This is a genomic window from Streptomyces roseoverticillatus, assembly GCF_000719265.1.
GTDB classification, from domain to species: domain Bacteria; phylum Actinomycetota; class Actinomycetes; order Streptomycetales; family Streptomycetaceae; genus Streptomyces; species Streptomyces roseoverticillatus.
In genome coordinates, this window is sequence record NZ_JOFL01000035.1 from 18,116 (window position 1) to 41,083 (window position 22,968).

General features: G+C 70.3%; 19 protein-coding genes. 7 read left to right on the forward strand and 12 right to left on the reverse strand.

Features of this window, described 5'->3' with window-relative positions; all coding sequences use genetic code 11:
- Positions 1–103: 103 nt before the first annotated feature.
- The 3 genes from htpG to IF61_RS0129630 all read right to left on the reverse strand — a co-directional run bounded on the left by htpG (position 104) and on the right by IF61_RS0129630 (position 4,286).
- A complete protein-coding gene (htpG, locus tag IF61_RS0129620; RefSeq protein ID WP_030369624.1) occupies positions 104–2,020 on the reverse strand; it encodes a molecular chaperone HtpG in 1,917 nt (638 codons plus the stop codon).
- Positions 2,021–2,217: 197 nt separating this feature from the next.
- Entirely contained in the window at positions 2,218–2,898 is a 681-nt protein-coding gene (locus tag IF61_RS0129625) for a response regulator (protein WP_030369625.1), read from the reverse strand.
- A complete protein-coding gene (locus IF61_RS0129630) occupies positions 2,895–4,286 on the reverse strand; it encodes a sensor histidine kinase (RefSeq protein ID WP_245684670.1) in 1,392 nt (463 codons plus the stop codon). The genes IF61_RS0129625 and IF61_RS0129630 overlap by 4 nt, the downstream gene beginning before the upstream one ends.
- Before the next feature lie 213 nt (positions 4,287–4,499).
- Between IF61_RS0129630 and IF61_RS0129635 the strand changes: the two genes are divergently transcribed.
- Positions 4,500–5,177 (forward strand): hypothetical protein, encoded by a 678-nt coding sequence (locus tag IF61_RS0129635; protein ID WP_043191358.1) that lies wholly within the window; start codon positions 4,500–4,502, stop codon positions 5,175–5,177.
- A gap of 51 nt (positions 5,178–5,228) precedes the next feature.
- Here IF61_RS0129635 and IF61_RS0129640 read toward each other — a convergent pair whose 3' ends face one another.
- Positions 5,229–6,197: an Ig-like domain-containing protein gene (locus IF61_RS0129640; RefSeq protein ID WP_342668030.1), complete on the reverse strand. Its 969-nt coding sequence runs from the start codon at positions 6,195–6,197 to the stop codon at positions 5,229–5,231.
- 148 nt (positions 6,198–6,345) lie between these two features.
- Positions 6,346–7,401 (reverse strand): alpha/beta hydrolase, encoded by a 1,056-nt coding sequence (locus tag IF61_RS0129645; RefSeq protein WP_052393216.1) that lies wholly within the window; start codon positions 7,399–7,401, stop codon positions 6,346–6,348.
- A gap of 400 nt (positions 7,402–7,801) precedes the next feature.
- Here IF61_RS0129645 and IF61_RS0129650 point away from each other — a divergent pair, with 400 nt between their 5' ends.
- From IF61_RS0129650 to IF61_RS0129660, 3 genes are all read left to right on the forward strand, one after another.
- Complete coding sequence (locus tag IF61_RS0129650) at positions 7,802–9,178, forward strand: MFS transporter (RefSeq protein ID WP_030369630.1); 1,377 nt, start codon at positions 7,802–7,804, stop codon at positions 9,176–9,178.
- Entirely contained in the window at positions 9,150–10,385 is a 1,236-nt protein-coding gene (locus IF61_RS0129655) for an ATP-grasp domain-containing protein (RefSeq protein WP_052393219.1), read from the forward strand. Before IF61_RS0129650 ends, IF61_RS0129655 begins: the two co-directional genes overlap by 29 nt.
- A gap of 119 nt (positions 10,386–10,504) precedes the next feature.
- A complete protein-coding gene (locus tag IF61_RS0129660; protein ID WP_030369632.1) occupies positions 10,505–10,876 on the forward strand; it encodes a VOC family protein in 372 nt (123 codons plus the stop codon).
- Positions 10,877–10,951: 75 nt separating this feature from the next.
- Here IF61_RS0129660 and IF61_RS0129665 read toward each other — a convergent pair whose 3' ends face one another.
- The 3 genes from IF61_RS0129665 to IF61_RS0129675 all read right to left on the reverse strand — a co-directional run bounded on the left by IF61_RS0129665 (position 10,952) and on the right by IF61_RS0129675 (position 17,538).
- Positions 10,952–12,082 (reverse strand): DNA polymerase III subunit beta family protein, encoded by a 1,131-nt coding sequence (locus IF61_RS0129665; protein ID WP_030369633.1) that lies wholly within the window; start codon positions 12,080–12,082, stop codon positions 10,952–10,954.
- Positions 12,083–12,181: 99 nt separating this feature from the next.
- Complete coding sequence (locus tag IF61_RS37305) at positions 12,182–16,048, reverse strand: thioester reductase domain-containing protein (protein ID WP_078660601.1); 3,867 nt, start codon at positions 16,046–16,048, stop codon at positions 12,182–12,184.
- A 74-nt stretch (positions 16,049–16,122) separates the two neighbouring features.
- Positions 16,123–17,538, reverse strand: a complete 1,416-nt coding sequence (locus IF61_RS0129675) for an MFS transporter (RefSeq protein WP_078660602.1) — start codon at positions 17,536–17,538, stop codon at positions 16,123–16,125.
- Positions 17,539–17,872: 334 nt separating this feature from the next.
- On the opposite strand from IF61_RS0129675, the gene IF61_RS37310 reads away from it, so the two are divergent.
- Both IF61_RS37310 and IF61_RS37315 read left to right on the forward strand, forming a co-directional pair.
- Positions 17,873–18,409 carry a protein kinase family protein gene (locus IF61_RS37310; protein WP_052393220.1) on the forward strand — a complete coding sequence of 179 codons (537 nt, stop codon included), beginning with the start codon at positions 17,873–17,875 and terminating at the stop codon, positions 18,407–18,409.
- On the forward strand, positions 18,301–19,152 hold the full coding sequence (locus IF61_RS37315) for a serine/threonine-protein kinase (protein ID WP_245684671.1): 852 nt from the start codon (positions 18,301–18,303) through the stop codon (positions 19,150–19,152). The genes IF61_RS37310 and IF61_RS37315 overlap by 109 nt, the downstream gene beginning before the upstream one ends.
- A gap of 312 nt (positions 19,153–19,464) precedes the next feature.
- On the opposite strand, the gene IF61_RS0129690 is transcribed toward IF61_RS37315, so the two are convergent.
- Entirely contained in the window at positions 19,465–19,995 is a 531-nt protein-coding gene (locus tag IF61_RS0129690) for a hypothetical protein (RefSeq protein ID WP_157848721.1), read from the reverse strand.
- Between the two features lie 243 nt (positions 19,996–20,238).
- Between IF61_RS0129690 and IF61_RS0129695 the strand changes: the two genes are divergently transcribed.
- Positions 20,239–20,745: a MarR family winged helix-turn-helix transcriptional regulator gene (locus tag IF61_RS0129695; RefSeq protein WP_030369637.1), complete on the forward strand. Its 507-nt coding sequence runs from the start codon at positions 20,239–20,241 to the stop codon at positions 20,743–20,745.
- Positions 20,746–21,050: 305 nt separating this feature from the next.
- Here IF61_RS0129695 and IF61_RS0129700 read toward each other — a convergent pair whose 3' ends face one another.
- Genes IF61_RS0129700 through IF61_RS0129710 form a run of 3 tightly spaced genes read right to left on the reverse strand, consistent with a single transcriptional unit; the run spans position 21,051 to position 22,875 of the window.
- Complete coding sequence (locus IF61_RS0129700) at positions 21,051–21,593, reverse strand: FHA domain-containing protein (protein WP_030369638.1); 543 nt, start codon at positions 21,591–21,593, stop codon at positions 21,051–21,053.
- Between the two features lie 56 nt (positions 21,594–21,649).
- On the reverse strand, positions 21,650–22,171 hold the full coding sequence (locus tag IF61_RS0129705; RefSeq protein ID WP_245684668.1) for a hypothetical protein: 522 nt from the start codon (positions 22,169–22,171) through the stop codon (positions 21,650–21,652).
- 26 nt (positions 22,172–22,197) lie between these two features.
- A complete protein-coding gene (locus tag IF61_RS0129710; RefSeq protein ID WP_030369640.1) occupies positions 22,198–22,875 on the reverse strand; it encodes a macro domain-containing protein in 678 nt (225 codons plus the stop codon).
- Between the last annotated feature and the right edge of the window lie 93 nt (positions 22,876–22,968).

A 22,968-nucleotide genomic window follows, 5' to 3' on the forward strand; every position in this document is an offset into this window, starting at 1 on the left:
GCCCGACCCTTGCTGAAGCCGCTCGTGGCCCCGGCAGGGAGTCGGGGCTTCGGCGGCCTGCCGTGTCATCCGGGCAGGCCGCCGGTGTCCGGCGGAGTCCGGGTTACAGCGCGCGTTCCAGGCGGTCCGCCATCAGCTTGACGAAGCGGGCCGGCTCCTTCGGCCGGCCTCCCTCGGCGAGTACGGCCAGGCCGTGCAAGAGCTCGGCGGTGCCGGCGAGCTCCGTGCGGTCCTCGCGCTCCTTGTACGCCTGGTTGAGGCCCTTCACCAGCTGGTGGTCCGGGTTGAGCTCCAGGATCCGCTTGGCGCTGGGCACCTCCTGGCCCATGGCGCGGTACATGTTCTCCAGGGCCGGGGTCAGGTCGTGCGCGTCGGAGACGACGCAGGCCGGGGAGACGGTGAGGCGGGAGGAGAGGCGTACGTCCTTGATGTCCCCGTCCAGCTGCTCCTTCATCCAGCCGAGCAGCCCGGCGTACTCCTCGGTCCGCTTCTCCCGATCGCCGTCGGGGGCGTCCTCGTTCTCGGCGTCGAGGTCGATCCGGCCCTTGGCCACGGACCGCAGCTTCTTGCCCTCGTACTCGCCGACGGCGTCGGCCCACACCTCGTCGACGGCGTCGGTGAGCAGCAGCACCTCGATGCCCCGGTCGCGGAACGCCTCCATGTGCGGGGAGTTCTCGATGCTCTGCCGGGACTCGCCGGTCAGGTAGTAGATGTCTTCCTGGCCGTCCTTCATCCGCTCCACGTACTGCTTGAGCGTCGTCGGCTCGGTGTCGTGGTGTGTGCTGGCGAACGACGCGACGGCGAGGATGGCATCGCGGTTCTCCGGGTCGGTGACCAGTCCCTCCTTCAGGACGGTGCCGAACTCCCGCCAGAACGTGTCGTAGCGGTCCTGGTCCTTGGTCTTCATCTCCTTGACCGTGGACAGGACCTTCTTCGTCAGCCGTCGCCGCATCAGCTCGATGTGGCGGTCCTGCTGGAGGATCTCGCGGGACACGTTGAGCGAGAGGTCCGCCGCGTCGACTACGCCCTTGACGAAGCGGAGGTACGGCGGCAGCAGCGCCTCGCAGTCGTCCATGATGAACACGCGCTTGACGTACAGCTGCACGCCCCGCTTGAAGTCCCGCGTGAACAGGTCCTGGGGGGCGTGAGCGGGGAGGAACAGCAGGGACTGGTACTCGAAGGTGCCCTCCGCCTGGAGCCGGATCGTCTCCAGCGGGTCGCGCCAGTCGTGGGCGATGTGCTTGTACAGCTCGTGGTACTCGTCGTCGGACACCTCGTCGCGCGACCGCGCCCACAGTGCCTTCATGGAGTTGAGCGTCTCGGGTTCGGGCGCCTCGCCGCTCTCGTCCGCTGTGGCTGCGGCGGAGGCCTCGGGCACCATCCGGACGGGCCAGGTGATGAAGTCCGAGTACCGCTTGATGATCTCCCTGATCTTCCACGGGGAGGTGTAGTCGTGGAGCTGGTTCTCCGGGTCGGCCGGCTTGAGGTGGAGCGTGACCGAGGTGCCCTGCGGCGCGTCGCCGACGGTCTCCAGCGTGTACGTGCCCTCGCCGCGCGAGGTCCAGCGGGTGCCCTGGCCCTCGCCGGCGCGCCGGGTCAGCAGGGTGACCTCGTCCGCCACCATGAAGCCGGAGTAGAAGCCGACGCCGAACTGGCCGATGAGGCCTTCCTCCCCGGCCGCGTCCTTGGCCTCCTTGAGCTCCTGGAGGAACTTCGCGGTGCCCGAGTTGGCGATCGTTCCGATGAGCCGTCCGACCTCGTCGTACGACATCCCGATGCCGTTGTCCCGCACGGTGAGGGTGCGGGCGTCCTTGTCGACGTCGATCTCGACGTGCAGATCGGACACGTCGGCGTCGAGCGAGTCGTCCCACAGCTTCTCGAGGCGCAGCTTGTCCAGCGCGTCGGAAGCGTTGGAGACGAGCTCCCGCAAGAAGACATCCTTGTTCGAGTAGACCGAGTGGATCATCAGCTGCAGCAGCTGACGGGCCTCTACCTGAAACTCAAACGTCTCAGTCGACATGTTCGCGAATACCTCACAGGTCCTATCGCCAGAACTGATCGAAGCCACTGTAAAACACCACGTCAGGACAGTGGCCGGGATATGGGGCAGTGGCTGGATCCGTGCCGCGCGCGCTCGCGCCCGGGCCGGTCGCGTTCCGTGGTTTCGCCGGGTCGGTTCCGTACCGTGATGTCGCCGGTGAGGCGGCACCGGCCGGCTCAGGGTTCGGGGACAGCCAGCCCCGTCTGCCAGGCCCACGCCGCGATGCCGACGCGGTTGGCGGTGCCGAGCTTGGTCCGGACGTTGGCGATGTGGGTCTTCACCGTTCCCGGAGAGATGAAGAGCTCGTCGGCGATCCGGGAGTTCGTCCAGCCGCGCGCGACGAGGCGGACGATGTCCTGCTCACGGTGGGTGAGGGGGGCGGCGCCGAGGCCCGTAACGGGTGACAGGGGCGGAGGCGGTGGCGTGGTGAGCCGGCGCAGGAGCCGGACGGTGATCTGCGGGCTGATGAGGGCGTCGCCGGCCATGGCCGCCCTGACGCCCTCGATGAGCAGGGAGGGCCCGGAGCGTTTGAGGAGGAATCCGGCGGCGCCGTTGCGGAGCGCGGTGTGGACGTAGTCGTCGAGGTCGAAGGTGGTGACGACGATGACGCGAGTGGGGTGCGCGACACCGGGTCCCGCGAGGAGCCGGGTCAGCTCGAGACCGTCGATGCCGGGCATGCGGATGTCGGCCAGGACGACGTCCGGCCGCAGCCGGCGGGCGAGTTCGAAGGCGCCGGTGCCGTCGGCGGCCTCGCCGACGATGCTCATGTCCGGCTGGGAGTCGAGGACGAGGCGGAAGCCGCTGCGGATGTCGTCCTGGTCGTCGGCCAGAACGATGCGGGTGGGAGTGTTGGTCACGAGAGCTTCTCCGCCTTTGCCGGTGCCGGCGCCGGCGCCTTTGCCGGTGTCGGTGTCGGTGTCGAAGGAGACGATGCCGCGTGGGGTGCCGGGTCCGCCGGGGTCAGCGGCAAGGTGGCGGCCACCCGCCAGCCTCCCTCGTGCGGCCCGTACACCAGCGTGCCGCCCGTGGCCCGTACGCGTTCACGCATGCCGCTCAGGCCTCGTCCGCCGTGGTCGTTGCGCTCGCGACGGATGGTGGTGCGGGGGCCGTCTTCGCTGTCGGCGGAGTTGACGACCGTGACGTCGAGGGCGGATTCGCCGTCGTGCGTACGGGTCCGGGTGAGCGCTACGTCGATCCGCGTGGCGCCCGGGGCATGGCGGCGGACGTTGGTGAGCGCCTCGACGACCACGCGGTAGGCAGTGGAGCCGACGGCTCGCGAGAGGTCGTCCGTCGCGCCGGGCTGCACGGTGAGCCGGGTGGCCTGACCGGTGGCGGCGGAGGAGAACCGTTCGACCAGGGCGGGCAGTTGGTCCACGCCCGGCAGGGGTTCGACGACGGCGGCCTCGGCGCGGGCGGCGCCGGATCCGGTCGTCGGGGCAGGGTCGGATCCGTTCGTGCGGGCGGCGCCGGAGTCCTCCGTCCGGGCGGCACCGGAGCCGTCCGCTTCGTGGAGTGTCCGGACCATCCGGTCCATGGCCGCCAGCGCGTTGAGCCCGGCCGTCTCGATGCGTTCCAGGGCCGTCAGGGCCTGCCGCGGGTCGGTGCCGGCCACGAAGCGGGCGGCTTGGGCCTGGGCCACGATGCCGCTGACGTCGTGCGCCACGTAGTCGTGGAGGTCCCGGGCGAGGCTGAGCTGCTGGGCGCGGCGGGTCTCGGCGACCAGCCGGTTCCGGCGGTGCTCCATCAGCCGGGGATAGCCGCCGATGACGCACGCGCCCAGCACGGGCAGGGTCCAGAACGCCGCCGCGCCGGCCAGGGTCAGCGGCGTGGGATCCGGCAGCAGCGGCAGGGTCCAGGCCGCCACTGCCGGTCCCGTCACGGCAACGGCCGCCGCCGCGCGTCGCAGCGGAGCCCACCGTACGACGACGGTCAGCAACACCAGCAGGGTGGCGGTCTCCGCGAGGCGTGCCCAGGAGCCCTCGGACATCGCGGGCGGCCGGGCGATGGCCGTGGTGACCAGGGATGCCGCTCCGGCGAGCGCGAGGGGGACGGCGAGGCGTTCCCGTGACCGCGGCCAACCCGCCAGTGCCCACAGGAGCAGCGTGAGGGCGGCGATCGCCGAGGGCGCCCCGTAGGGCCGCGGCATGCCGTCGAGGCCGAGGGCGGTGGCACCGAGCGCCGAGCAACCCGTCAGCGCCAGGACCGCGGTGAGCACCGCGTCCCGTCGTCTCACGCTCTTGATCATCTCCACGCCGTGATCCTACGGGCGGGTCACGGGTCTTCTCCTCTGCCGAACGGCAGAGGAGAAGGCCCGTGCGGAGCCGGAGATCCGCTGATCGGCAGATGGCCCGGGAGCGGGGGCGAAAGCGAGAGTTGATCACGTCATCGGGACGGCCGTTCACCGGCGACGGCCCACGCCCCGTCAGGCACAAGAACGAACGAGATCGAAGGAGTTCGCATGCAGCACAAGAGGTCTTCCTCCCGCCGCAGGACCGTCACCGGAGCCGTGGGCGCCGCGACCGCGTTCGCCGTACTCTGCGGGCTCACCTCCGCCGCGTCCGCCTCCCCCTCCGTACCCCTGTCGAAGGCCGGGGCGGAGGCCGGGGTCGGGAAGGCGTACCCGCCGGCCAGGGTGTCCGGCCAGGGGCGCCTCTTCTTCGCCTACACGCCGGACGACGACATCCGCTTCTCCGTGGAAGCGACGGCCGCGCCCTTCAGCCGGCCCCTCGACCAACTGCCGAAGGGCATGCCCACCGATGCCCGCGGCACCGTGACGATCTACCACTGGATGGCCGGCAACAACGACAGCCGGCGTGGGGAGGCCGCGGTGGACTGTCTGGTCACCGCCGGCGACACGGCGACTCTCAGCGCCGTCGTCACCAAGTCCGCGGACCCCCGGGAGATAGGCAAGCGGATGGGGTTCAGCGTCAAGACCGGCGGCCCCGGCAAGGGGAGGTTCGGGTTCGACTGGGCGGTGAGCAACGTCGACGTCGTCGACGGCAAGACGGTGGCGCCGAGAGTCGGCACCTGCATGGCGCCGGCGCCCTTCGCCCCGGTCGTCAAGGGCGGCTTCACCGTCACCCATGCGGAGTTGCCGCCGCTCCCGGCCGACTGGCAGCCCGGCCGTAACAGCTGACGCCCGGCCGTAACGGCTGGTTCTCGATTCGCTCCCGGTTCGCTTCTCGGTTCACTTCTCGGTGAAGAGGAGGTCCTCGGAGGGATGCGTCATCTTCACGGTCTCGCCGTTGGTGATCTCGATGACGTTGTGCAGACCGGTCTGAACACGGGACGGGGTGGCCGACAGGATGCGGAACTTGTCCGCGGCCCCGCCCAGGTACGCGGGGAAGCAGGCCAGCGACGCGTTGCCGAGCGAGAGGTACTCCTTCAGCCGGCGGAACAGCTTCGGAAGGATCACCACATCTTCGGTAATGGAGGACATCCCGGTGATCTTCGCTCCGGTGAGGGTCACGTCACCCAGCGCACCGCTCGTGACGTTCCACACGCCCTTGCCGGGATCGGCCTTCGCCTGCTGGACGGCGACGGTCAGCTCCTGGCGCAGATCCGCCGGCAGGCCCGTGTAGAAGGTGGGATACGCCAGGCCCTCCGTGAGCAGGTGGTGGTTGGCCGTGTTCTTCAGGAGCCCCGTCTTCACCTCGATCTCGTAGCCACTGGGACCCGGCGGGGCGCCCCGGCCGATGAGTGCCACGCAGCGGCCGAATACGTCGCTGCCGCGGGTGAGGATGAAGCCCGGGACCGTGTCGGGAGTGGCGGAGATTTTCTCGTGGCCATTACTGGGATCGAGAGTGCGCCGGATGTCGCTGAATCCGAGCCACGTCAGCAGCGCGTCGGTGGCGGCATCGCCGAACTTCCGTGGCTGGCGTTCCTCCGTCCCGTAGTTCCCCGTGTAATGGGTTTCCAGCGCGTCGATGCCTTCGAGGCGGATATCGACGTGGCCGTCCTTCTCGGGCTCCAGCTTCTGACATCCGCGGACGAGCTTCCACTCACCCACGTAATCCGGAATGAACGGGACGGTGTCCCCGTCAGGCCTGGTGCGGCCCGAAAGATGAAATGACCCCTTGATCAGCAACATCGGCATGGCAAACCCCCATGAACGCCGGAACAGACCGCATACCTCGCCAAGTACTTCGCCGAGCACCTAGCAAGGCGGTCACACCGGGAAAAACCCGGTTCACTACCATGCTGCGACCAGCCCGGCACGATCGCCATCGGAGCACCGGGCCGCCGCGCCCCACGGACTCGGGCGAGGCTGCACAGAAGGCGGGGCTGTAAAGAAGGCGGGGCTGTCAGAAAGGGGCGGTCGCCGGCTTCGTCCGCGCGTGCGCGGGCGTGAGGAGGCGCTGGAGCCAGCGGGTGCGGGTGTTGCGGGCTTCCCGGCTGAGGGCCGCCTGCGGTGCCAGGCTGTCGAAGCCGTGGTAGGCGCCGGGCCATACGTGCAGTTCGGCCTGGCCGCCGGCCTGCCAGATCGCGTTGGCGTAGGCCACGTCCTCGTCCCGGAACATCTCGGCCGACCCGACGTCGATGTAGGCCGGAGGGAGTCCGGAGAGGTCCGTGGCGCGGGAGGGGGCCGCGTAGGGCGGCAGGTCCGCGGCGCCGTAGCGGTCGCCCAGCAGTGCCTGCCACGCGGTCGCGTTGGAGGTGAGGTCCCACGTGCCCAGGCCCGTCATCTGGTGGCTGGAGAAGGTGCTGTTGCGGTCGTCGAGCATCGGGCACAGCAGCAGTTGCCCCAGGGCCCGGGGGCCGCCGCGGTCGCGGGCCAGGAGGGTGAGGGCCGCGGCGAGTCCGCCGCCGGCGCTCTTGCCTCCGATGATGATGCGGTCCGGGTCGATGCCCAGTTCGGCCGCGTGCCGGGCCGCCCAGGCGAGTCCGGCGTAGCAGTCCTCCAGCGGTTGCGGATACCGCGCGTGCGGCGCCAGCCGGTACTCGACCGAGATGACCGCCAGTTCCAGCGGGAGGGCCCACTCGCGGAGGATCCGTGGAAGCACGGACCACGCATTACCCATGATCATTGCGCCTCCGTGCATGTAGTACAGCAGAGGCAGCGGCCCGGTGAGCCCGGACGGCCGCGCGCTCACGAGCGTGACGTCCGGCGCGCCCGGCGGTCCCGGAACACGAAGCTCCGTCACCTCGAAGCGGCCGTCGGCACGGAGGTCCTCGGCCGTCGGCCGAGGCCGGGCCGCGGCGTCCCGCTCTTGCCGGGCCTGAAGGTTGTCCGGCGTGAGGGGCTCCCCCGGCTCCCTTCCCAAGGCCTGCAGTGCGGCGTCCAGTTCAGGGTCGAAAGGGGGCACCGCCTTCGGTGCCGGGGCGCTGCCGGACTCCGATCGCGCGCTGGGGACAGTCATGATCCGCTCCCTGGCCGGAGGGCGGGCCTCCGCCGTCCGTCATCCCTGCCGACACAGCTGACCTGTATATACGTGCACCCGGGGAACGCTCGTCTACGACCCATACGGCGTAGCCAACCACACCACCGCTCGGACGAGCGGGCCCGGAACCTCCTGACGGTAGCTGGCCGTCGCCACCGGCTCCACCTGTCGCGGCGTGATCATCTTCATAGGTCGCAGTTGCCGAACCGGGGGTAGAAAGAACGGACCGCTGGGTCCGTTTCGCTTGTGCCGCTCGTCGCCCTGCCCGGTCGTCGTGACGCCGGTTCGGCACCGCACCAAGCACGGGGCCGCAGCAGTCGCTGGTTCGCTGGCGTCTTGGCCCCGTACTCCGGTGCCCGGACCGTACGGAAGGGCACACATGACAGACCGTCTCGACCGTCTGGCCGCGAAACGATCCCGGACGACCGCGGGCGGCGAAGACGACGGCGATGACCGTCCGCTGAGTGCCCGGCAGCTCACCGCGCTGGTGGTGGCGCGGGCGACGAGCTGCGCGGGCTTCTTCGCCGTGCTGCCCTACCTCGGGCTGTGGCTGGTGGACTCCCGCGGCCTGACCGGGGCTGACGCCGGCCTGGTGGTGGGCGCCGCGATCCTGGCCAACCGGGCCGGCGGGGTGCTGCTGGTGCCGCTGATCCACCGGCTCGGGCTCAAGGCCTCGGTCGGCGCCGGCTACCTGGGAGCGGCCCTCGCCTTCGCCGTGCTCGGGGCGGGTCTGCACCTTCCGGCCTACGGCTGGCTGGTGGTCGCCGCGCTGGCCGGCCTGTCCCTGGCGATGGCGACGACGGCGATGAAGGCCCAGGTCGCGGCGTTCCCGCCCGATCAACGGCTGCGCGGGTTCAGCTACCTCAACATGGCGGTCAACGCGGGCTCCGCGGTCGGCCCGGTCATCGGCGGCGCCCTCCTGGAGTGGCACGCCGGCTGGCTGCCGCTCGCGGCTGCGGCGCTCGATCTGGTGGCACTGGCCGCGGTGCCCGCGCTGCCGGGCACGTGGCGGGGCTCCGACTCTCCGCAGCGGACCGCCGAAGGGGACGACGACGGCCGGAAGGGCCGGTGGCTGCCGCAGCGTCCCTTCGTGGCCTTCTCTCTGCTGGTGTGCGGCACATGGGTGGCCTACGCCCAGGTCTTCGACGTCCTTCCCGCCTACCTCGGCGACACCATCAGCACCCGTGACCTGGGCCTGGTGTTCACTCTCAACGCCGTCCTGGTGGTGGCCCTGCAGGTGCCCGTGTCCGCGCTGTCCCGCCGGGTGCTGAGCCGCCCGCGCGCGGGGTTCGGCCTCCTCTGCACCGCGGCCAACGTGATTCTCGCCGCCGCCGTCGTGCTCTTCGCCTTCGGCCGCACGGGCGGCCTCGGGCTGCTCCTCGCGGCCATGGTGCTCTTCACCCTGTCCGAACTGGTGTGGAGCCCCCTCTACGACGCCCAGGTGGGCGAGCGCCGCGGCACGCTGTCCACCACGGCCGCCTACGCCCTCGCAGGCGTGGCATGGGGCGCCGCCGAATCGGCCGGCGCCTGGCTCGGTACGCTCCTGGCAGTCCGTCCCACCGTGCCGGGAGTGCTGTCACCGGCAGCGGCGCCGTACTGGGGCGCGGCCGCGCTCGCCCTGCTCACCGGCCTCGCCATGTCCTGGAGCGGCCGCCGTACCACTGACCGCCGTGCGCCTGCCGGCAGTACATCTGACACACCGCCCAGCGGTCACGAAAGGAACTCCCATGACGTGGATATGCCTGCTCGGCCCTAGCACCACCGGATCCCAGGCCATCGCCCTGCACGGACACCGGCTCGTGGTGCTCGCGCAACCGGACCAGGCCATACCCCGCGAGGTCACAGCCCACGCCGAACGCGTCGTCTTCTGCGACATCACCGACCACGACGCGACCAGAACCGCCGTCGACCGGCTGGCCGGGGAGCTCGGGCCACCGCGCCTGGTCGTCTCCTTCACCGAACACGCCCAGGAGGTCAGCGCCCGGATCGCCACCGGCCTGGGCCTCCCCTCCGTCTCCCCCGCCGCAGCCGCCCACGCCCGCGACAAGGCGGCCATGCGCCGCCTCCTCGCCGACACCCCCTACGCGTGGCCGTACGCGGCCGGTACCGCAGACGAAATCGTTGATGCCGTACGCGCCGAGCCCGACGGCGTCGCCTGGATCGTCAAGCCGGCCGACGGGGCCGGCAGCGCCGGGGTCACAGCGCTGGAGTCGCATGCCGGCGTCGAACGGTGGCACGCGAAGGTCACGGCCGGGCGGGGACACCGTACGCAGGGCACCGCCGGCGAGCAGGCCGGCGCGGTCCACTACATCGCCGAACACGCCGCAACCGGACCAGAATTCAGCGTCGAGGCAGTCAGCGCGGCCGGACGGCACACCATCCTGGCCATCACCGCGAAACAGACCACCGGCAGCCCCAACTTCATCGAGACCGGGCACGTCGTCCCCGCTCCCCTGCCGGAAGGCGACGGCGAACGGCTGGAGGACGCGGTGCGCTGCGTCCTGGACCGGCTCGGGATCCACCACGGCGCCAGCCACACCGAACTGCGGCTGGACCCGGTGCACGGCCCCGTCGTCATCGAGACGCACACCCGGGTCGGCGGCGACTGCATCCCCGAACTCGTCAGACTCGCCACGGGCCGGGACCAGTACGACCACGCGATCGCCGCTCTGCTCGGCACGGACCCCGCCCAGTCCCCGGCCCCGGCCGCCCCGGCAGCAGCCGTCAGCTTCGTCATGCCCCCCGCCCCGGGCGCCCTCACCGCCCTCTCCCTCACCCCCACGCACGGCATCCTCCGCTGGCACTTCGACCGCACGCCGGGCGCCGACCTCACCGGGCTCCACAGCTCGCACGACCGCATCGGCTACGCCATCGCCCTCGCCGAAACCCCTGCGGAGGCGATGCGTACGGCCGCCGAAGCCACCGCTGGTGTCCGGCTGCAAGTCATCGCCCCCACGCCCTGATTCCGACTCGTTCCCGCGTTGGTCATCACCGGCACCACCACCCCACGGAACAGCTACCGAGGGAGTCCGATGCACACCCGCGTTCGAATCCACAGCTTGACGGCCGCCATGGAGGTGCCATGCCCCTGCAGATGAAGCTGACGGCGATCACCCTCGACTGTGCGGACCCCGAGGCACTGGCCGCGTTCTATCAGCAAGCCACCGGGCTCGGACTTCACCCCGCATCCGACCGTGACTTCGCGGGCCTCACCCGCGGGGACGGGCTCTTCATCGGCTTCCAACGGGTGGATGATTACCGGGCGCCGCGTTGGCCTGGTCAGTCCGTGCCGCAACAGGTCCACCTCGACTTCGAAGTCGACGACCTCGATGAGGCCGAGCTCCTGCTCATGGAGTTGGGGGCGACCAAGCCGGAGCACCAGCCGGGCGCGGACAGATGGCGCGTCTTCACCGACCCGGCCGGGCATCCCTTCTGCCTCACCACCAGAGGCTGACGTCCGGGGCACCGTCCGCGGCCGCGGCGCGGGCCCTGCTGAGCGGGTGTGCCCGATCCGCAGGGGGCGGGAACGTCATGCCGCCCCGTCCGCCGACGCGTCACGGACCGGCATGACCAACGTGGTGAAGCTTCCCTGGTCCGCGGAGCGGACGATCACGGGCTGGGACGGTGATGAGATTTCCAGCAGTACGTCGGGGCCGACGCCGGCGTCGAGCGCCGGGAGGAGTACGTGCGGGTCGAAGGCGATGCGCACGGGCGGTCCTGTGCAGATGGCGGGCGGCGTGGCGGTCTTCGAGCCGCGCGTGGCGAGGGTGAGTTGCTGGTCGCCGGTGTGCAGCGTCAGTGGCCCGTCGTCTCCGGCATCCGCGATCGTCTTGCGCAGGGCGGTCCGGTCCGTGATGATCCGGTGCCGGGCGGCCGGCAGGTTGTCCAGGATCAGCCGGTAGTCCGGGAACGTCCCCTCGACGGTCGGGAGGTCCCGTACGGCTGTGTCGCTGTGCAGCCGTACGCCCTGCTGGTCCGCCTCGATGCGGATGCCCGGCGTGCGCAGGGCCCAGGACGCGGCCTCCGTCAGCTCCGCGGCGTCGACCAGGACGCGGTACGGGTCACCCCCAACGCCCCCAACGGCCTCCACGGCCTCGACGGCCTCGACGGCCTCAGCAGAGGAGGTCCGCAGCGCGCGGACCGCCAGGCGATAGCGGTCCGTGGCCACGAGCCGCGTTTCCTGGCGGTCCAGTTCGATCAGGACGCAACCGAGTACCGGGAACTCCTCCCGTACGGGAGCTGACGCCACCGCCGGGGCGACCTGGCGTACGGCGCTGGCCAGCTCCGCCCCGCCGAGCCGCACCGAGGCGCGGCGCGCGCCTCCCGGCAGGTCGCGGAGGATCTCCTCGATCGCCGACCGGGCCGACGCCGCGGTCTCGCGCGCCCGCCGGGCGTGCCCTTCCAGAACGGCGCGGGCTTCCTCGCGGGTGCCGTCGAGCACCACCGAGGCGTCGGTGAGCGGCATTCCGGCCTCGCGCAGCCGCCGGACCAGGACCGCTCGGGGTTCCTGGTCCGCGGCGTAATAGCGGTAGCCGGTCGCGTCGTCCACATAGGCGGGGCGCAGCATGTCGCAGTCGTCGTAGAAGCGCAGAGCGCTCGGGGCCAGCCCCGCCCTGCGTGCGAAGGCGCCGATGCTCATCAGCGCGTCGATCTCGTCCATGGCTGCGATTGTTGACCTTCAAGCGGCTTGAAGGTCAACACAGCGCCCCGGGACAGCCCACTCCGCCTCCCTCCTCCGGCCGGCTTGCGCGCCCGCGCGTCAGAGAATGCCGAGCGTCCTCAAGTCCGCGACGCACTTGTCGATGAAATCCGCCGAGAGGGACGGTATGACGCCCCCGCCGGCACCGGACTCGGCGACGGCCGTCGTGAACCGTCCGGCCGGCACCATGGAGCTCGTTCTCGGCTCGGTCGGCCGGGCGTACGCCCGCATCAGCGGGAGCATCGACAGCCGGCGCTGGTGTTCGGGAAGGCCTCTCAGGGCCGCCTCGAACCGTACGCGCCACTGTTCGTAATCGTCGATCCGGGTGATCGGGTGGCCCGCGCGGATGAGCCAGTCCACGATCTCGTCCAGCGAGACGTCGTCGTCGTTCGCGTTGACGCTGTGGTACGTGACGTAGCCGTCCTGGCTCCGCGCGCTGAGCGAGGCGATCGCGTCGGCGGTGAAGTCGACGGGCAGCCCGCTGTAGTGGGCCCGCCGGCGGTTGCCGTCCGCGTCGAGCCGGTGGAAGGAGCGCGGTGCCATGCCCGTCGCGACGACGCTGAGGAGCAGCCGCGTGAAGCGGTCGGGCAGGTTCAGCTGTCCGGTCAGGCGGCTGTGGGCGAGGATCATGTCGGGGCGGAACACCGCGACCGGCAGCCCTGTTCTGTCGTGCGCGTCCCGGAGGAGCACCTCGCCCGCCCACTTGCTGGTGGCGTATCCGTTCGCGTCGGAGTCGTTCAGCTGCCGTGCCGGTGAGGCCGTACGGACGTCGGCCGTTTCGTCGAGGAACGTCCCGCCGGGCATCATCGCGGCCGCGATGGTCGAGACGTAGGCGAACTTCTTCATCCGGTGCGTGAGCGCGAGCTCGATCAGCTCGGCCGTCGCGGCGACGTTCGGCTCGAACAGCCGGCTGTACGGGAGCACGTGGTTGACCAGCGCCGCGGAGTGCACGATCCGGTCGGTCTCGGCGGCCAGCCGCTCCCAGGTCGTACGGCCGAGGCCCAGCTTCGGCGCGGAGACGTCTGCGGCCAGGACCTCCAGGTGCCGCGCCGCGACCGCGTCGAACCAGTCGGTCCGGTCACCGGAGGCGCTGCGCAGGCACTCGAGGACGCGTTGCCCGGCGGCCGCGTCGTCGGCGCCGCGGGCGAGAACGGTCAGCCGGCCGCCCGAAGCGGCGACGCGCTCGAGCCACTCGACCGCCAGGAACCTGCCGAGGTACCCGGTCGCCCCGGTGAGCAGGACGTTCCCGGAGGTCGGCGGGTCGGTCGGGGCCGGTGCCTTCGGCGCCCGCACCAGGACCTGCTCGTCGACGAACCGGTCGAGGGTCAGGTCGCCCGCCCTCACCTCGGTGGCCCCGCGGCCGTGGACCGAAGCGAACGTGGGCCGGGGCGCGGCAGCCGTTGCGGGCGCTGCTGCGAGGTGGTCGGCGATGCCGGCAAGAGTCGACGTGGGGCTGAGGACGGCCTGGACCGGGACCTCGGTGTCGAAGATCTGCTCAAGGACCGTCGAGAACGTGAGCGCCGACAGGGAGTCGCCGCCCAGGTCGGTGAAGGCGGCCTCCGGCACGACCATCGACGCGGGGTATCCGAGGGTGATCTGGACCGCGGCGAGGACCGCTTCCAGCGGCTCGGCGCTCCGGCCCGCGGCCCGCAGCGCCGCGATCCGCCCGGCCCTGCCGCCGGCGATGTCCGCGTACAACTGCTCCAGCTGTGCGCCGTAGCGGTCCTTGAGGGCGGGCCGCAGGAGCTTGCCGACTCCTGAGAGGAGGCCGTTCTCGATCGTGAAGGGGTGCGGTTCGAGGACGACGTCGTAGGGGACTTCGTACGGGTTGAGGCCGGCGTCGCGGGCGAGTTCCCGCATGGAGTCGAGGATCTTCGCGCGGGTCGCGGCGTCGTCGTCCGCACCCTCCGCGCCGTCCGCACCCTCCGCGCCGTCTACGCCGTCCGCACCGTCCGCGCCGTCCGACTGCGACTTCTCGCCGTCGAGCTGCTCGCGGCCGAGGCGCTCCTGGTCGAGCTGCTCGCGGTCGGCGACGACCACGGCCAGCAGGAACGCCTGCTCGCTGCTGCCGTAGACGTAGACCCGCGAGATGTACGGGCTGGTCGAATACAGCGCCTCCAGCCGGGACACCGCGACGAACTCCCCCTGGGAGAGCTTCACGACGTTGTTGATCCGGTCGACGTAGACCAGCCGGTCGGGGGCGATCTCGGCGACCACGTCACCGGTCTTGTAGTAGCCGACCTCGTCGAAGGCGCGCGCGGTGACCTCGGGCTGCTTGTAGTACCCCTGCACCAGCCCGACCGACTTCAGGCGGAGTTCGCCCCGGGGGTGCGGCTTGTCGGTGGCGAAGTATCCGAGCTCGGGTACGTCCACCAGCCGGTAGTCGATCACCGGGGGGCGGCGCACCTGCTGGTCGACGACGACCGGACGGGTCGTCTCCGTCGACCCGTAGCAGTCGACGACCTTCGTGCCGAGGACCTCTGCCATGAAGGTGTGCATCTGCGACGACAGCGGGGCGCTGCCGCACAGGGCGCTGACGATCCGGCCGCCGAGCATGTCGTCGCGGACCCGGGTGAGCGCGACCTCCTCGGCCTCCGCTCGGGTGATCCGGGGGGTGCCGGTGCGGGAGAGGCGGTCGGCTTCGAGGAGGTACCGCTGGTGGACCATGTCGCAGATCCTGGGGACCAGGCTCAGCACCGTGGGGCGCGCCAGGCCGATGTCGTCGAACAGTGTCGACATGTCGCTGCGAGCCGTGAAGAAGCCGATCCCGCCGGAGGCGAGGCCGGAGATCAGCCGGGCACGGCCGTTGACGTGGCTCATGGGCATGTAGTGCAGGACGATCGTCGGCACCGGCCTGTCGCTGCCCGGCGCGGCGTTCGGCATGCCGGTGCGGCTGTTCTGCCACATCCTCGTGATCATGGATGCGGTATACATCGCGCCTTTGGGCGCGCCGGTGCTCCCGGACGTGTAGATCAGGCCGGCCAGGCGGTCCGGGTCGCCGTCGTCACGGGGTTCCAGGGCGGGCAGCCGCCTTCCGCGGCCCAGTTCCTCCTGGAGCGGCACGACGGGTGCGCGCCCGCTCAGCTTGCCGACGGCCGTTTGAAGGGCCTCCCGGTGGTCGTCCACGCGCGGGTCGTAGTCGAAGACGACGAGGCGTTCGACGGAGTCGGTGGCCAGGACGGCCTCGACCGCGGCGTCGATCGACCCGAGGTCGGCCGCGAGGATCCGCGGCTCCGTTTCGGCGAGGATGGGTGCCAGCCGTGCCGCGGACCATCCCGTGGGAAGGGGGACCGAGACCGCCCCCAGGTACATGCAGGCGAGGTCGACCGTGGCGTAGTCGGTGCTGGTGAATCCGAGCACTCCGATGAAGTCGCCGGCGCGCAGGCCGCCCGAGGCATCGGCCCAGGCGGCGGCGAGACTGCCCACCTCCTGCCACAGTTCGGCGTAGGTCACGGTCTCGAAGTGGGGGAGGAGTTCGGTGGTGCGCCGGCCGGTGGCGGGGTCTTCGACGATGCGCTCGGCTCTCCGCCCGAGCGCCGGGCGGTCAGCATAGCCGCTCATGGCGGCCGAGATGGTGCCGATGAGGCTGCCGCCGGCGCGGTGGACGGCCTCGGCGACGCTCGGCGACGGAGCCGCGCGGGCGAATCCGGGGTCGTGGGCGTGAAGGGCCTCAACGCGGGAGGCGATGGCGCGGCTCGCTTCGTACTCGTCTCGTTGCTGCTCGTTTTGGTGGCCGGCTTGGCGCTTGCCTTGATAACCGTTCTGCTGCTCGCCGTTCTGCTGCTCGCCTTGATATCCGGCGTTCTGCTGCTCGCCTTGGTAATCGTTTTGGTGCTCGGCTTGGCCATCGTTCTGCTGCTCGGCTTGGCCATCGTTTTGGTGCTCGGCCAGGTGCGTGGCTTGGTGCGTGGCTTGGTGCTCATTCATGAATGTCCTCCGTTGGTGATGAGGCCGGTGCTTCGGGGCACCGGGGCGCGGACATCGCGAAGGCCTTGCTCTCGCTACGTGGTCCGGGGGGACGTCTGGGACGACGCCTGTGCGGCCAGCTTCCGGGCGGCGAGGCCGACGGCCGCCGCCATCAGCAGGTACGCCGCCACGGCCGCGAGCGCCGGTGCGACGATGCTGTCCCCGGACTGGAGACCGCCGAGCAGGGCGATGCCGATCGTGGTTCCCGACTGCCGGGCCGCCGACAGCAGTCCGCTGGCGATCGCCGAGCGGTGCGGCGGGGCCGTCGCCATGACCAGGGAGATCTGAGGCACGGTCGCGAGACCGAAGCCGAGTCCGATGAAGACGAGCCCGGCGCAGGTGCCGACCGGGGCCTCACCGCCCAGGAAGACCAGCAGCAGCCCGCCGGCCAGCGTCAGGGCGACCGCGGTGGCCAGCACTCTCAGGGGACTGTGCTTGGCGTTGACGCGCCCGGCGACCAGGGGCATGAACGTGATCGGCAGGGCGGACGGCAGGAAGCACAGGCCGGTGGTGACCGGGCCGTAGCCGCGCACCTGCTGGAGGAAGACGCTGATGGAGAACACCAGCCCGTAGTAGCCGAGGAAGAGCAGGAGACCCACCATGACGAAGCTGCCGAATCCCGGGGCCCGGCGCAGGTCCTTCGGAATCATGGGGAAGGAACAGGCGCGCTGTCTGACGACGAACGCGGCGAGCGCTACGAGGGCGGTCACAGCTGCGGCAATGGGCAGCGGCCGGGTCCAGCCCAGTTCGCGGCCCTCGGTGAGCGCCAGCGCGACGCTTCCGAGGAAAACGATGCCGAGGAGCTGGCCCGCGATGTCCTGCGGCTCCTTCTTCGCCTCTGCTGCGCCGCGGGGCATGTGACGTGCCGAGAGCCACAGGACGGCCAGGACGACCGGTATGTTGATGAGGAAGATGCTCCGCCAGCCGACGGCGGAGACGAGGGCGCCCCCGAGAATGGGACCGAACGCAACGGGGCTTCCGGCGACCGTCGCCCAGACGGCGATGGCTTTGGCACGCTTGCCCGGGTCCTTGTAGGCGTCGGTGATCATCACCAGAGTGGCGGGCACGAGCAGGACCGCGCCGAGTCCCTGCAGAACCCGCATGGCGACGAGTACGGAACCGTTGGGGGCGACTCCGCAGAGCACGGATGCCAGCCCGAAGACGCCGATGCCGAGACGGAACGCGGGAACGGAGCCGTACCGTCCGACTGCCGCGGCTCCGGCCAGCACGAGGCTGGCGAGAACGATGACGTACGCGTCGACCACGAGCTGCATCGTCGCGAGGCTCGCGTGCAGGCTGTCGCGCATCGCCGGGATCGCGACGTTGACGATGCTGATGTCGATGACGAGCATGCCGTAACCCAGGCAGGCAACTGTCAGGACGCGTCGGGGTCTTACGGGGGCATCTCTCGCGTTCGGCGTGCGGCTGTCGAGACTGGTCGGGTTCGTCATGATGCGGCCATTTCGCAGAGACAGTGGGCCTGTTGATCTTGCTCTGGAAGCGTAGGCACGGCCGCACCGACGGCGTCAACCATGAAGTCGCGAGGTCGACCGAATATGACCGATAAGTTCAACTCAAAGGCGCGGCATATCGGATGCTCGGATTCCGTTCGGAGGCTTACGCTCCACGCTCCAAATGGGTTTCCGGACTTCCCGCGCCGGCGTCGCTTCGAGGAAACGGGCCCGCGCGGACGCCGTCAGGGAAGGCACCGGGAAGGCCGCCCGTCATAAGAAACCGCACCGTCCTAAGATCCTCACGTATTTGACGGGGGAGGACGGATTCGGCATGCAGATGCTTGGAGTGGACGACCCGGCGCACGTGGGCCCGTTCAGAACGGTCGGAGTGCTCGGACAGAGCGGCATGGGGCAGGTGCTGCTCGGGGTGGCGCCGGACGGCCGCCCCGCGGCGGTGAAGCTGGTGCACGCCCGGCAGGCGGCCGACGACGGCTTCCGGTCCCGCTTCCGGCGGGAGGTGGAGGCCTCGCGGAAAGTGTCGGGCGCGTACACGGCGGCCGTCCTCGACGCCGATGCGGACGCCGAGCTGCCCTGGCCCGCCTCGGCGTTCCTGCCCGGCCCCTCGCTGGGCGCGGCCGTGGAGCGTGCGGGCGCCCTGCCGGAGGGTGCCTTGCACCGCCTCGCGGTGGGCCTGGCGACGGCCCTGGACGAGATCCACCGGGCGGCCTCGTCCACCGCGACCTCAAGCCCGAGAACGTCCTGCTCGCAGAGGACGGCGCCCGGGTCATCGACTTCGGCATCGCGCGGACGGCGGAGACGGCAGCGGAGAAGGGGGATGTCACCGAACTCACCCGCACCGGCTGGGTGATCGGCTCACCGCCGTTCATGTCGCCCGAGCAGGCGGAGAGCCGGGAGCTGACCGGGGCGAGCGACGTGTTCTCGCTCGGCTCGGTACTCGTCCTGGCGGCAACAGGCCGCAGCCCGTTCGCCGGCCCTTCCGCCCTCCAGACGCTCTACAACATCGTCCACACCGAGCCCGACCTGAGCGGTGTGCCCCGGGCCCTGCACGGGATCGTCGCCCGGTGTCCGGCCAAGCGGCCGACTGACCGGCCCGCGCCGGCCGAACTGCTCGGCCTCCTCGGTCCGGTCGCTCCGGCGGCCCGCCCGTGGCCGCCCGCCGTGCACCGGATGATCGACGAGCAGCGGACCCGGGTCGAGGGCCTCCTCGACGGCGACCCCGGACGCACGGTGCTCCTGCCGGGCACCGCCGCCCCTGCCACCGCGCCGCCCACGGCCGTGCTCACCACGTACGCCGCCCGCGCCACCCCCGGTCGGCCGGTCCGCAACAACCGGCGTTCCGTGACGTGGACCGCGGCGGGGGCGGTGCTCGCGGCGGGTCTCAGCGTAGGCGCGTACCTGCTCCTGCGCGACGACGGCGATAACGCGCCGGACAAGTACGTGACGATGCCGGTGTGCACGGAGGCCGGGCCCAAGCTTCCGCTGCAGGGCGAGCGGAGGAAGGACAAGGACGTCTATCTCGAGCAAGCGAACTATTCGGTGACGAGGCGTGCTGGACGGCCTCCGGGAGCGGTCAGAAGTGCTACCGGCTGAATGTCCGCGACGGCAATCTCGTAATACGGGTCTACCTCGTCAGTACGAAGTACGCGGCCTGCGAGGCGGAGGCCGCGGTCGTCGCGAAGGCCGCGCTGACGGCGATGCCGCCGAACCTGCCGAATACGCCGAACACGCGGTGACCTGAGGAGAGGCGGCCGAGCGGTCCCGGCGGCTCCCCCGCCCGGGCGCAGGCGTCCTCAGCTCTTCCAGTAGTCACGTCACGCTGTGGCAGGTCGGCCCAGGCGTCGGGAGACCGAAGACGGGGTCCGGGTCACCGCGGGGTGGAGGTTCCAGACAGACTGACTGGAGTCAGCCGTGCAGGTCGAGGACGTAGTTGTTGGTGATGAGGAAGGTCGTCACCATCCCCGTGCCGAACGTGCCCGTGCCGGACTCGGTCTCCGTGGAGCCTCCGAAGGGGCCGCCTCCGATGACCAGTCCCGCGCCTTGTTCCGTGGCGTTGCCGGTGGGGGTGTCGGAGAGCTTCTGCAGGGTCCGGTTCACCGAGAGGTCGATGATCTCGCCAGTGCTGCCGCTGAAGATGCTGAGCTGGTCTTTCGTCTTGATCTGATAGACCAGCCCGCTGATGCTCGTCACGGTTCCCGAGAGCGTCAGCCGGCCGTCGTAGGAAGTGGTGGGTGTCGCACAGCGGAGGGTGCCTTTGCCGTCGACGGCTCCGGTATTGGTGATGTTCACCCTGATCGAACCGGAGCAGTTCAGGGTTTGGGCGATGGCGCCACCTGCAGCAGCGGCCGGGGCGGTTCCGGCTGTTGCCAGGGGGAACGCCCCGGCAACGGCAGCTGCGGCGGCGGCGATGAGTCTGCGGGTGCGGAACGGGAGCATGAGAAGCCCTCCTCGGGTCTTCACGGACGTCAGAGGTGCTACGCCCTCCACCCGGAAGTGTGCTCTCGCCTCACCACAGAGCGGAATCACTCGTTCAGGTGACTCAGGGGCGACTCCGGAGATCTGACTCAAGGCCACACCCCTTAAGGCAATATCTTTTGCTGTTGAAAGACACGCACATTTGCTCTTTCGCCGTCAAGTCTCTTAAGGTTGAATTACATCGTTGCGAGGAGGAGAGCTGTCATGGCCGACGCGGTGGACCAGATGGCCGAGCAGTGGCGTACAGAGCGGCCCGACCTTGCCGGCCGGCTGGAATCAGTGGAGCTGCTCGCGCGCATCTCCCGCATGCAGCGGGTGTTCGACCAGCACTACAAGAAGCTGTACGAAGAGTTCGGCTTGAACCTCGGCGAGATCGACATGCTCTTCACGCTCCGCCGCTCCGGGCCGCCCTACACACTCAGCGCCGGAGCCTTCGTGAAGGCGGTCATGGTGACCGCGGGCGCCATCACCAACCGGCTCGACCGCATGGAGGCCAAGGGCCTGGTCGAACGAGTACGGGAAAGCACCGACCGGCGCTCGGTACAGATCCGCCTCACCGAACACGGCAAAGCCCTCGCCGACGAGGTCCTCGCCGCCCACATGCGCAACTACGAGAAGATCTGCGCACCCCTCGACCCTCAGGAACGCAAACACCTCAACTCAGAGCTGCGCAGACTCCTCGAAGCACACGGCGACACCACCCTCGGCTGACGCCCCCGCCGCTGAGACAGGCAACGAGCGCGACCGCTACTGGTCTTGGCTCCGCCTACCCGGAAGCCCTCGGGCATGCGGACGCCGAAGCCGTCGGCCGGCCGCGGAGTTCCACCCCGAGCACTTCGCCGACAGCAGCCGGCTCGCGCCTGACCCTGCCCGGCATCACGGAAGGTCCCACCGGGCAGGGATCCGCCGCCGAGGGCCGCCTACGGAACTGTCGTGCACGCCCTGCGCCCCCCTGCGGGGTACGGCAAAGTGGCCTCCCGGCAGAACGAACCGGTCTGCCGCGGGATCCGCAGCCGTCAGACCGACAGGCGGAAGCCGAGGTCGCCGAAGGCGACGTGATCGCCGGGGCCGACGCGGACGGAGCCGGCTATGCGCAGTCCGTTGACGTAAGTGCCGTTGCGGGAGCCGAAATCGGTCAGGCGCCAGCCGTGGTCGAGCCAGCGTAGTTCCGCGTGCCGGCGGGAGACCGTGTCGTCTTCGAGGCGCAGGTCGGACACCGGGGCCCGGCCGATGGTCAGCGGCTTCGTGCCGGGCTCGGGGAGCCGGAGGCCGGGGAGCCGCGCGGCCCGCCAGGCTCCGCGGACGCGGGCCCCGAAGGAGGACACGCGGCCCACCACGGCCAGGACGAAGTCCGAGAACCGCCCGCGGGCCGGGAGGCCGGCCATGGCGAGCTCGATCTCGGCGCTGGTGCGGGCGGTCAGGACGAGGTCCATGCGGCGCATGAACGTGTCGTGGGAGAGCCTGCCGTCGCCGGTGCCGTCGCGCAGGATCGCCAGTGCCCTCTCCCGGTCGGCCTCGGAAGGCCGGGTCACGCGCGTACGGAACTCAGGAGACGTCATGAGGGTGATTCTCGGGTTTTCGAACCGCCCTGTCCACAAAATCAAACAGGTGCGCCTCACCCTCCGCGAGCCTCGTTCACGGCATCGTGTATCTTCCAGGCCGTCCAGGGCCTTTGTGGTGCCAGCTGTTCGACCACGCGGCCCAGCCAGTCCGCGTCGCCGAGCCTGTGTATCTCGCCTGCGCCGTCCGTCTGTCCGAGCAGTTCCTGGAACAACTCGAATTCGGTCGGGCTGTACCAACGAGGGTGGAGACTGAAGGGGGCCAGCCAGTCCTCGTAGGGATGGCGCAGCGTCATGTGCAGGTAGCCGCGGCCGTGTCCCCTCCACGGCCCCGGCAGGACATCGAGCAGTGCCTTCACACTGTGCGAGCCCCTCGGATACCTGGCCCCTACCGTGCAGCGCCCGAGGATCATGATCCTGGACCAGGGGATCAGCTGTCCCTCGGAGTCCCGCGCGTGCTGGTACAGCCCCTCCGTACGGAACTCGAGCCAGGTGCCGCCCGGCTTTCGGGACTCCCCCACTACCCAGCGGCCGTCGATCCGTTCTAACGGCCCCAGAGAAACGCCCGTGTCGCTCATCCTTCCATTGGATCACATGCCGTTGGTCAGCGGCGGGAAGTGGTGCGCTTGGGCGGCACTATGCGTACGCGCTTCTCTTCGGGCGCGTTCTCGATGTCGTCGAGCTGGGCGGTGATCGTGCTGCGCAGGTCGTCGTAGTCGTCGAAGCGGTAGTCGTTGAACAACGTGTGGCCCGTCCACATCAGGTTGGCGCACACCCGTGCCGGCACCCGGCCGGTCTGGGCGCCCATGCCGACCAGGGCCACGGACCCGATGCTGCCCGGCGCCTTCTCATTCTGCCGGTGGATCGCCTGGAAGGCGGCGGCGCACGCCAGGGCCACATTCAGGGTCTCGCTCACGTTCTGCGAAGAATATTCCATCGTGGGCGCCGAGATCAGGAATTTCGGATTGACCGCCCCGGACGGGACGCACACCGCGCTTCCCACCGGGAGATTTCCCTCGTACTGGTCGCGTATTGCACGCTGCACGCGCAGTTGGATTCCCGCTCCGAGGTATCGCTTGATGGCCGCGTCGACGCCGCCGTCCATACGGCCCCGGGAGTTGGTCGGGGAAACCCAGGCGTCGACGCCCTCATCGAGGATCGAACCCTTGCGGATCTCGATCCCGGGGGTGTCGGCGAACGCCGCGCGCCACGCCTCCACCACCTTCGTGTTGATATCGGTCAGTACCACTCTCAGCGGCGGCTGCACACGGTCTACGGTCATGGTCCACTCCCATCGGAAAGCCGGTCGTTCCAGCGCTCATGACGTTACCGCGCCCCACTGACAACGCCGCTGCCACCTGCGGTTCATGACCTC

Coding starts and splice junctions, on each gene's coding strand:
- htpG (WP_030369624.1), bottom strand. CDS start 2,020: ATGTCGACTGAGACGTTTGAGTTTCAGGTAGAGGCCCGTCAGCTGCTG.
- IF61_RS0129630 (WP_245684670.1), bottom strand. CDS start 4,286: ATGATCAAGAGCGTGAGACGACGGGACGCGGTGCTCACCGCGGTCCTG.
- IF61_RS0129635 (WP_043191358.1), top strand. CDS start 4,500: ATGCAGCACAAGAGGTCTTCCTCCCGCCGCAGGACCGTCACCGGAGCC.
- IF61_RS0129645 (WP_052393216.1), bottom strand. CDS start 7,401: ATGACTGTCCCCAGCGCGCGATCGGAGTCCGGCAGCGCCCCGGCACCG.
- IF61_RS0129650 (WP_030369630.1), top strand. CDS start 7,802: ATGACAGACCGTCTCGACCGTCTGGCCGCGAAACGATCCCGGACGACC.
- IF61_RS0129655 (WP_052393219.1), top strand. CDS start 9,150: ATGACGTGGATATGCCTGCTCGGCCCTAGCACCACCGGATCCCAGGCC.
- IF61_RS0129660 (WP_030369632.1), top strand. CDS start 10,505: ATGCCCCTGCAGATGAAGCTGACGGCGATCACCCTCGACTGTGCGGAC.
- IF61_RS0129665 (WP_030369633.1), bottom strand. CDS start 12,082: ATGGACGAGATCGACGCGCTGATGAGCATCGGCGCCTTCGCACGCAGG.
- IF61_RS37305 (WP_078660601.1), bottom strand. CDS start 16,048: ATGAATGAGCACCAAGCCACGCACCAAGCCACGCACCTGGCCGAGCAC.
- IF61_RS0129675 (WP_078660602.1), bottom strand. CDS start 17,538: ATGACGAACCCGACCAGTCTCGACAGCCGCACGCCGAACGCGAGAGAT.
- IF61_RS37310 (WP_052393220.1), top strand. CDS start 17,873: ATGCAGATGCTTGGAGTGGACGACCCGGCGCACGTGGGCCCGTTCAGA.
- IF61_RS0129690 (WP_157848721.1), bottom strand. CDS start 19,995: ATGCTCCCGTTCCGCACCCGCAGACTCATCGCCGCCGCCGCAGCTGCC.
- IF61_RS0129695 (WP_030369637.1), top strand. CDS start 20,239: ATGGCCGACGCGGTGGACCAGATGGCCGAGCAGTGGCGTACAGAGCGG.
- IF61_RS0129700 (WP_030369638.1), bottom strand. CDS start 21,593: ATGACGTCTCCTGAGTTCCGTACGCGCGTGACCCGGCCTTCCGAGGCC.
- IF61_RS0129705 (WP_245684668.1), bottom strand. CDS start 22,171: ATGAGCGACACGGGCGTTTCTCTGGGGCCGTTAGAACGGATCGACGGC.
- IF61_RS0129710 (WP_030369640.1), bottom strand. CDS start 22,875: ATGACCGTAGACCGTGTGCAGCCGCCGCTGAGAGTGGTACTGACCGAT.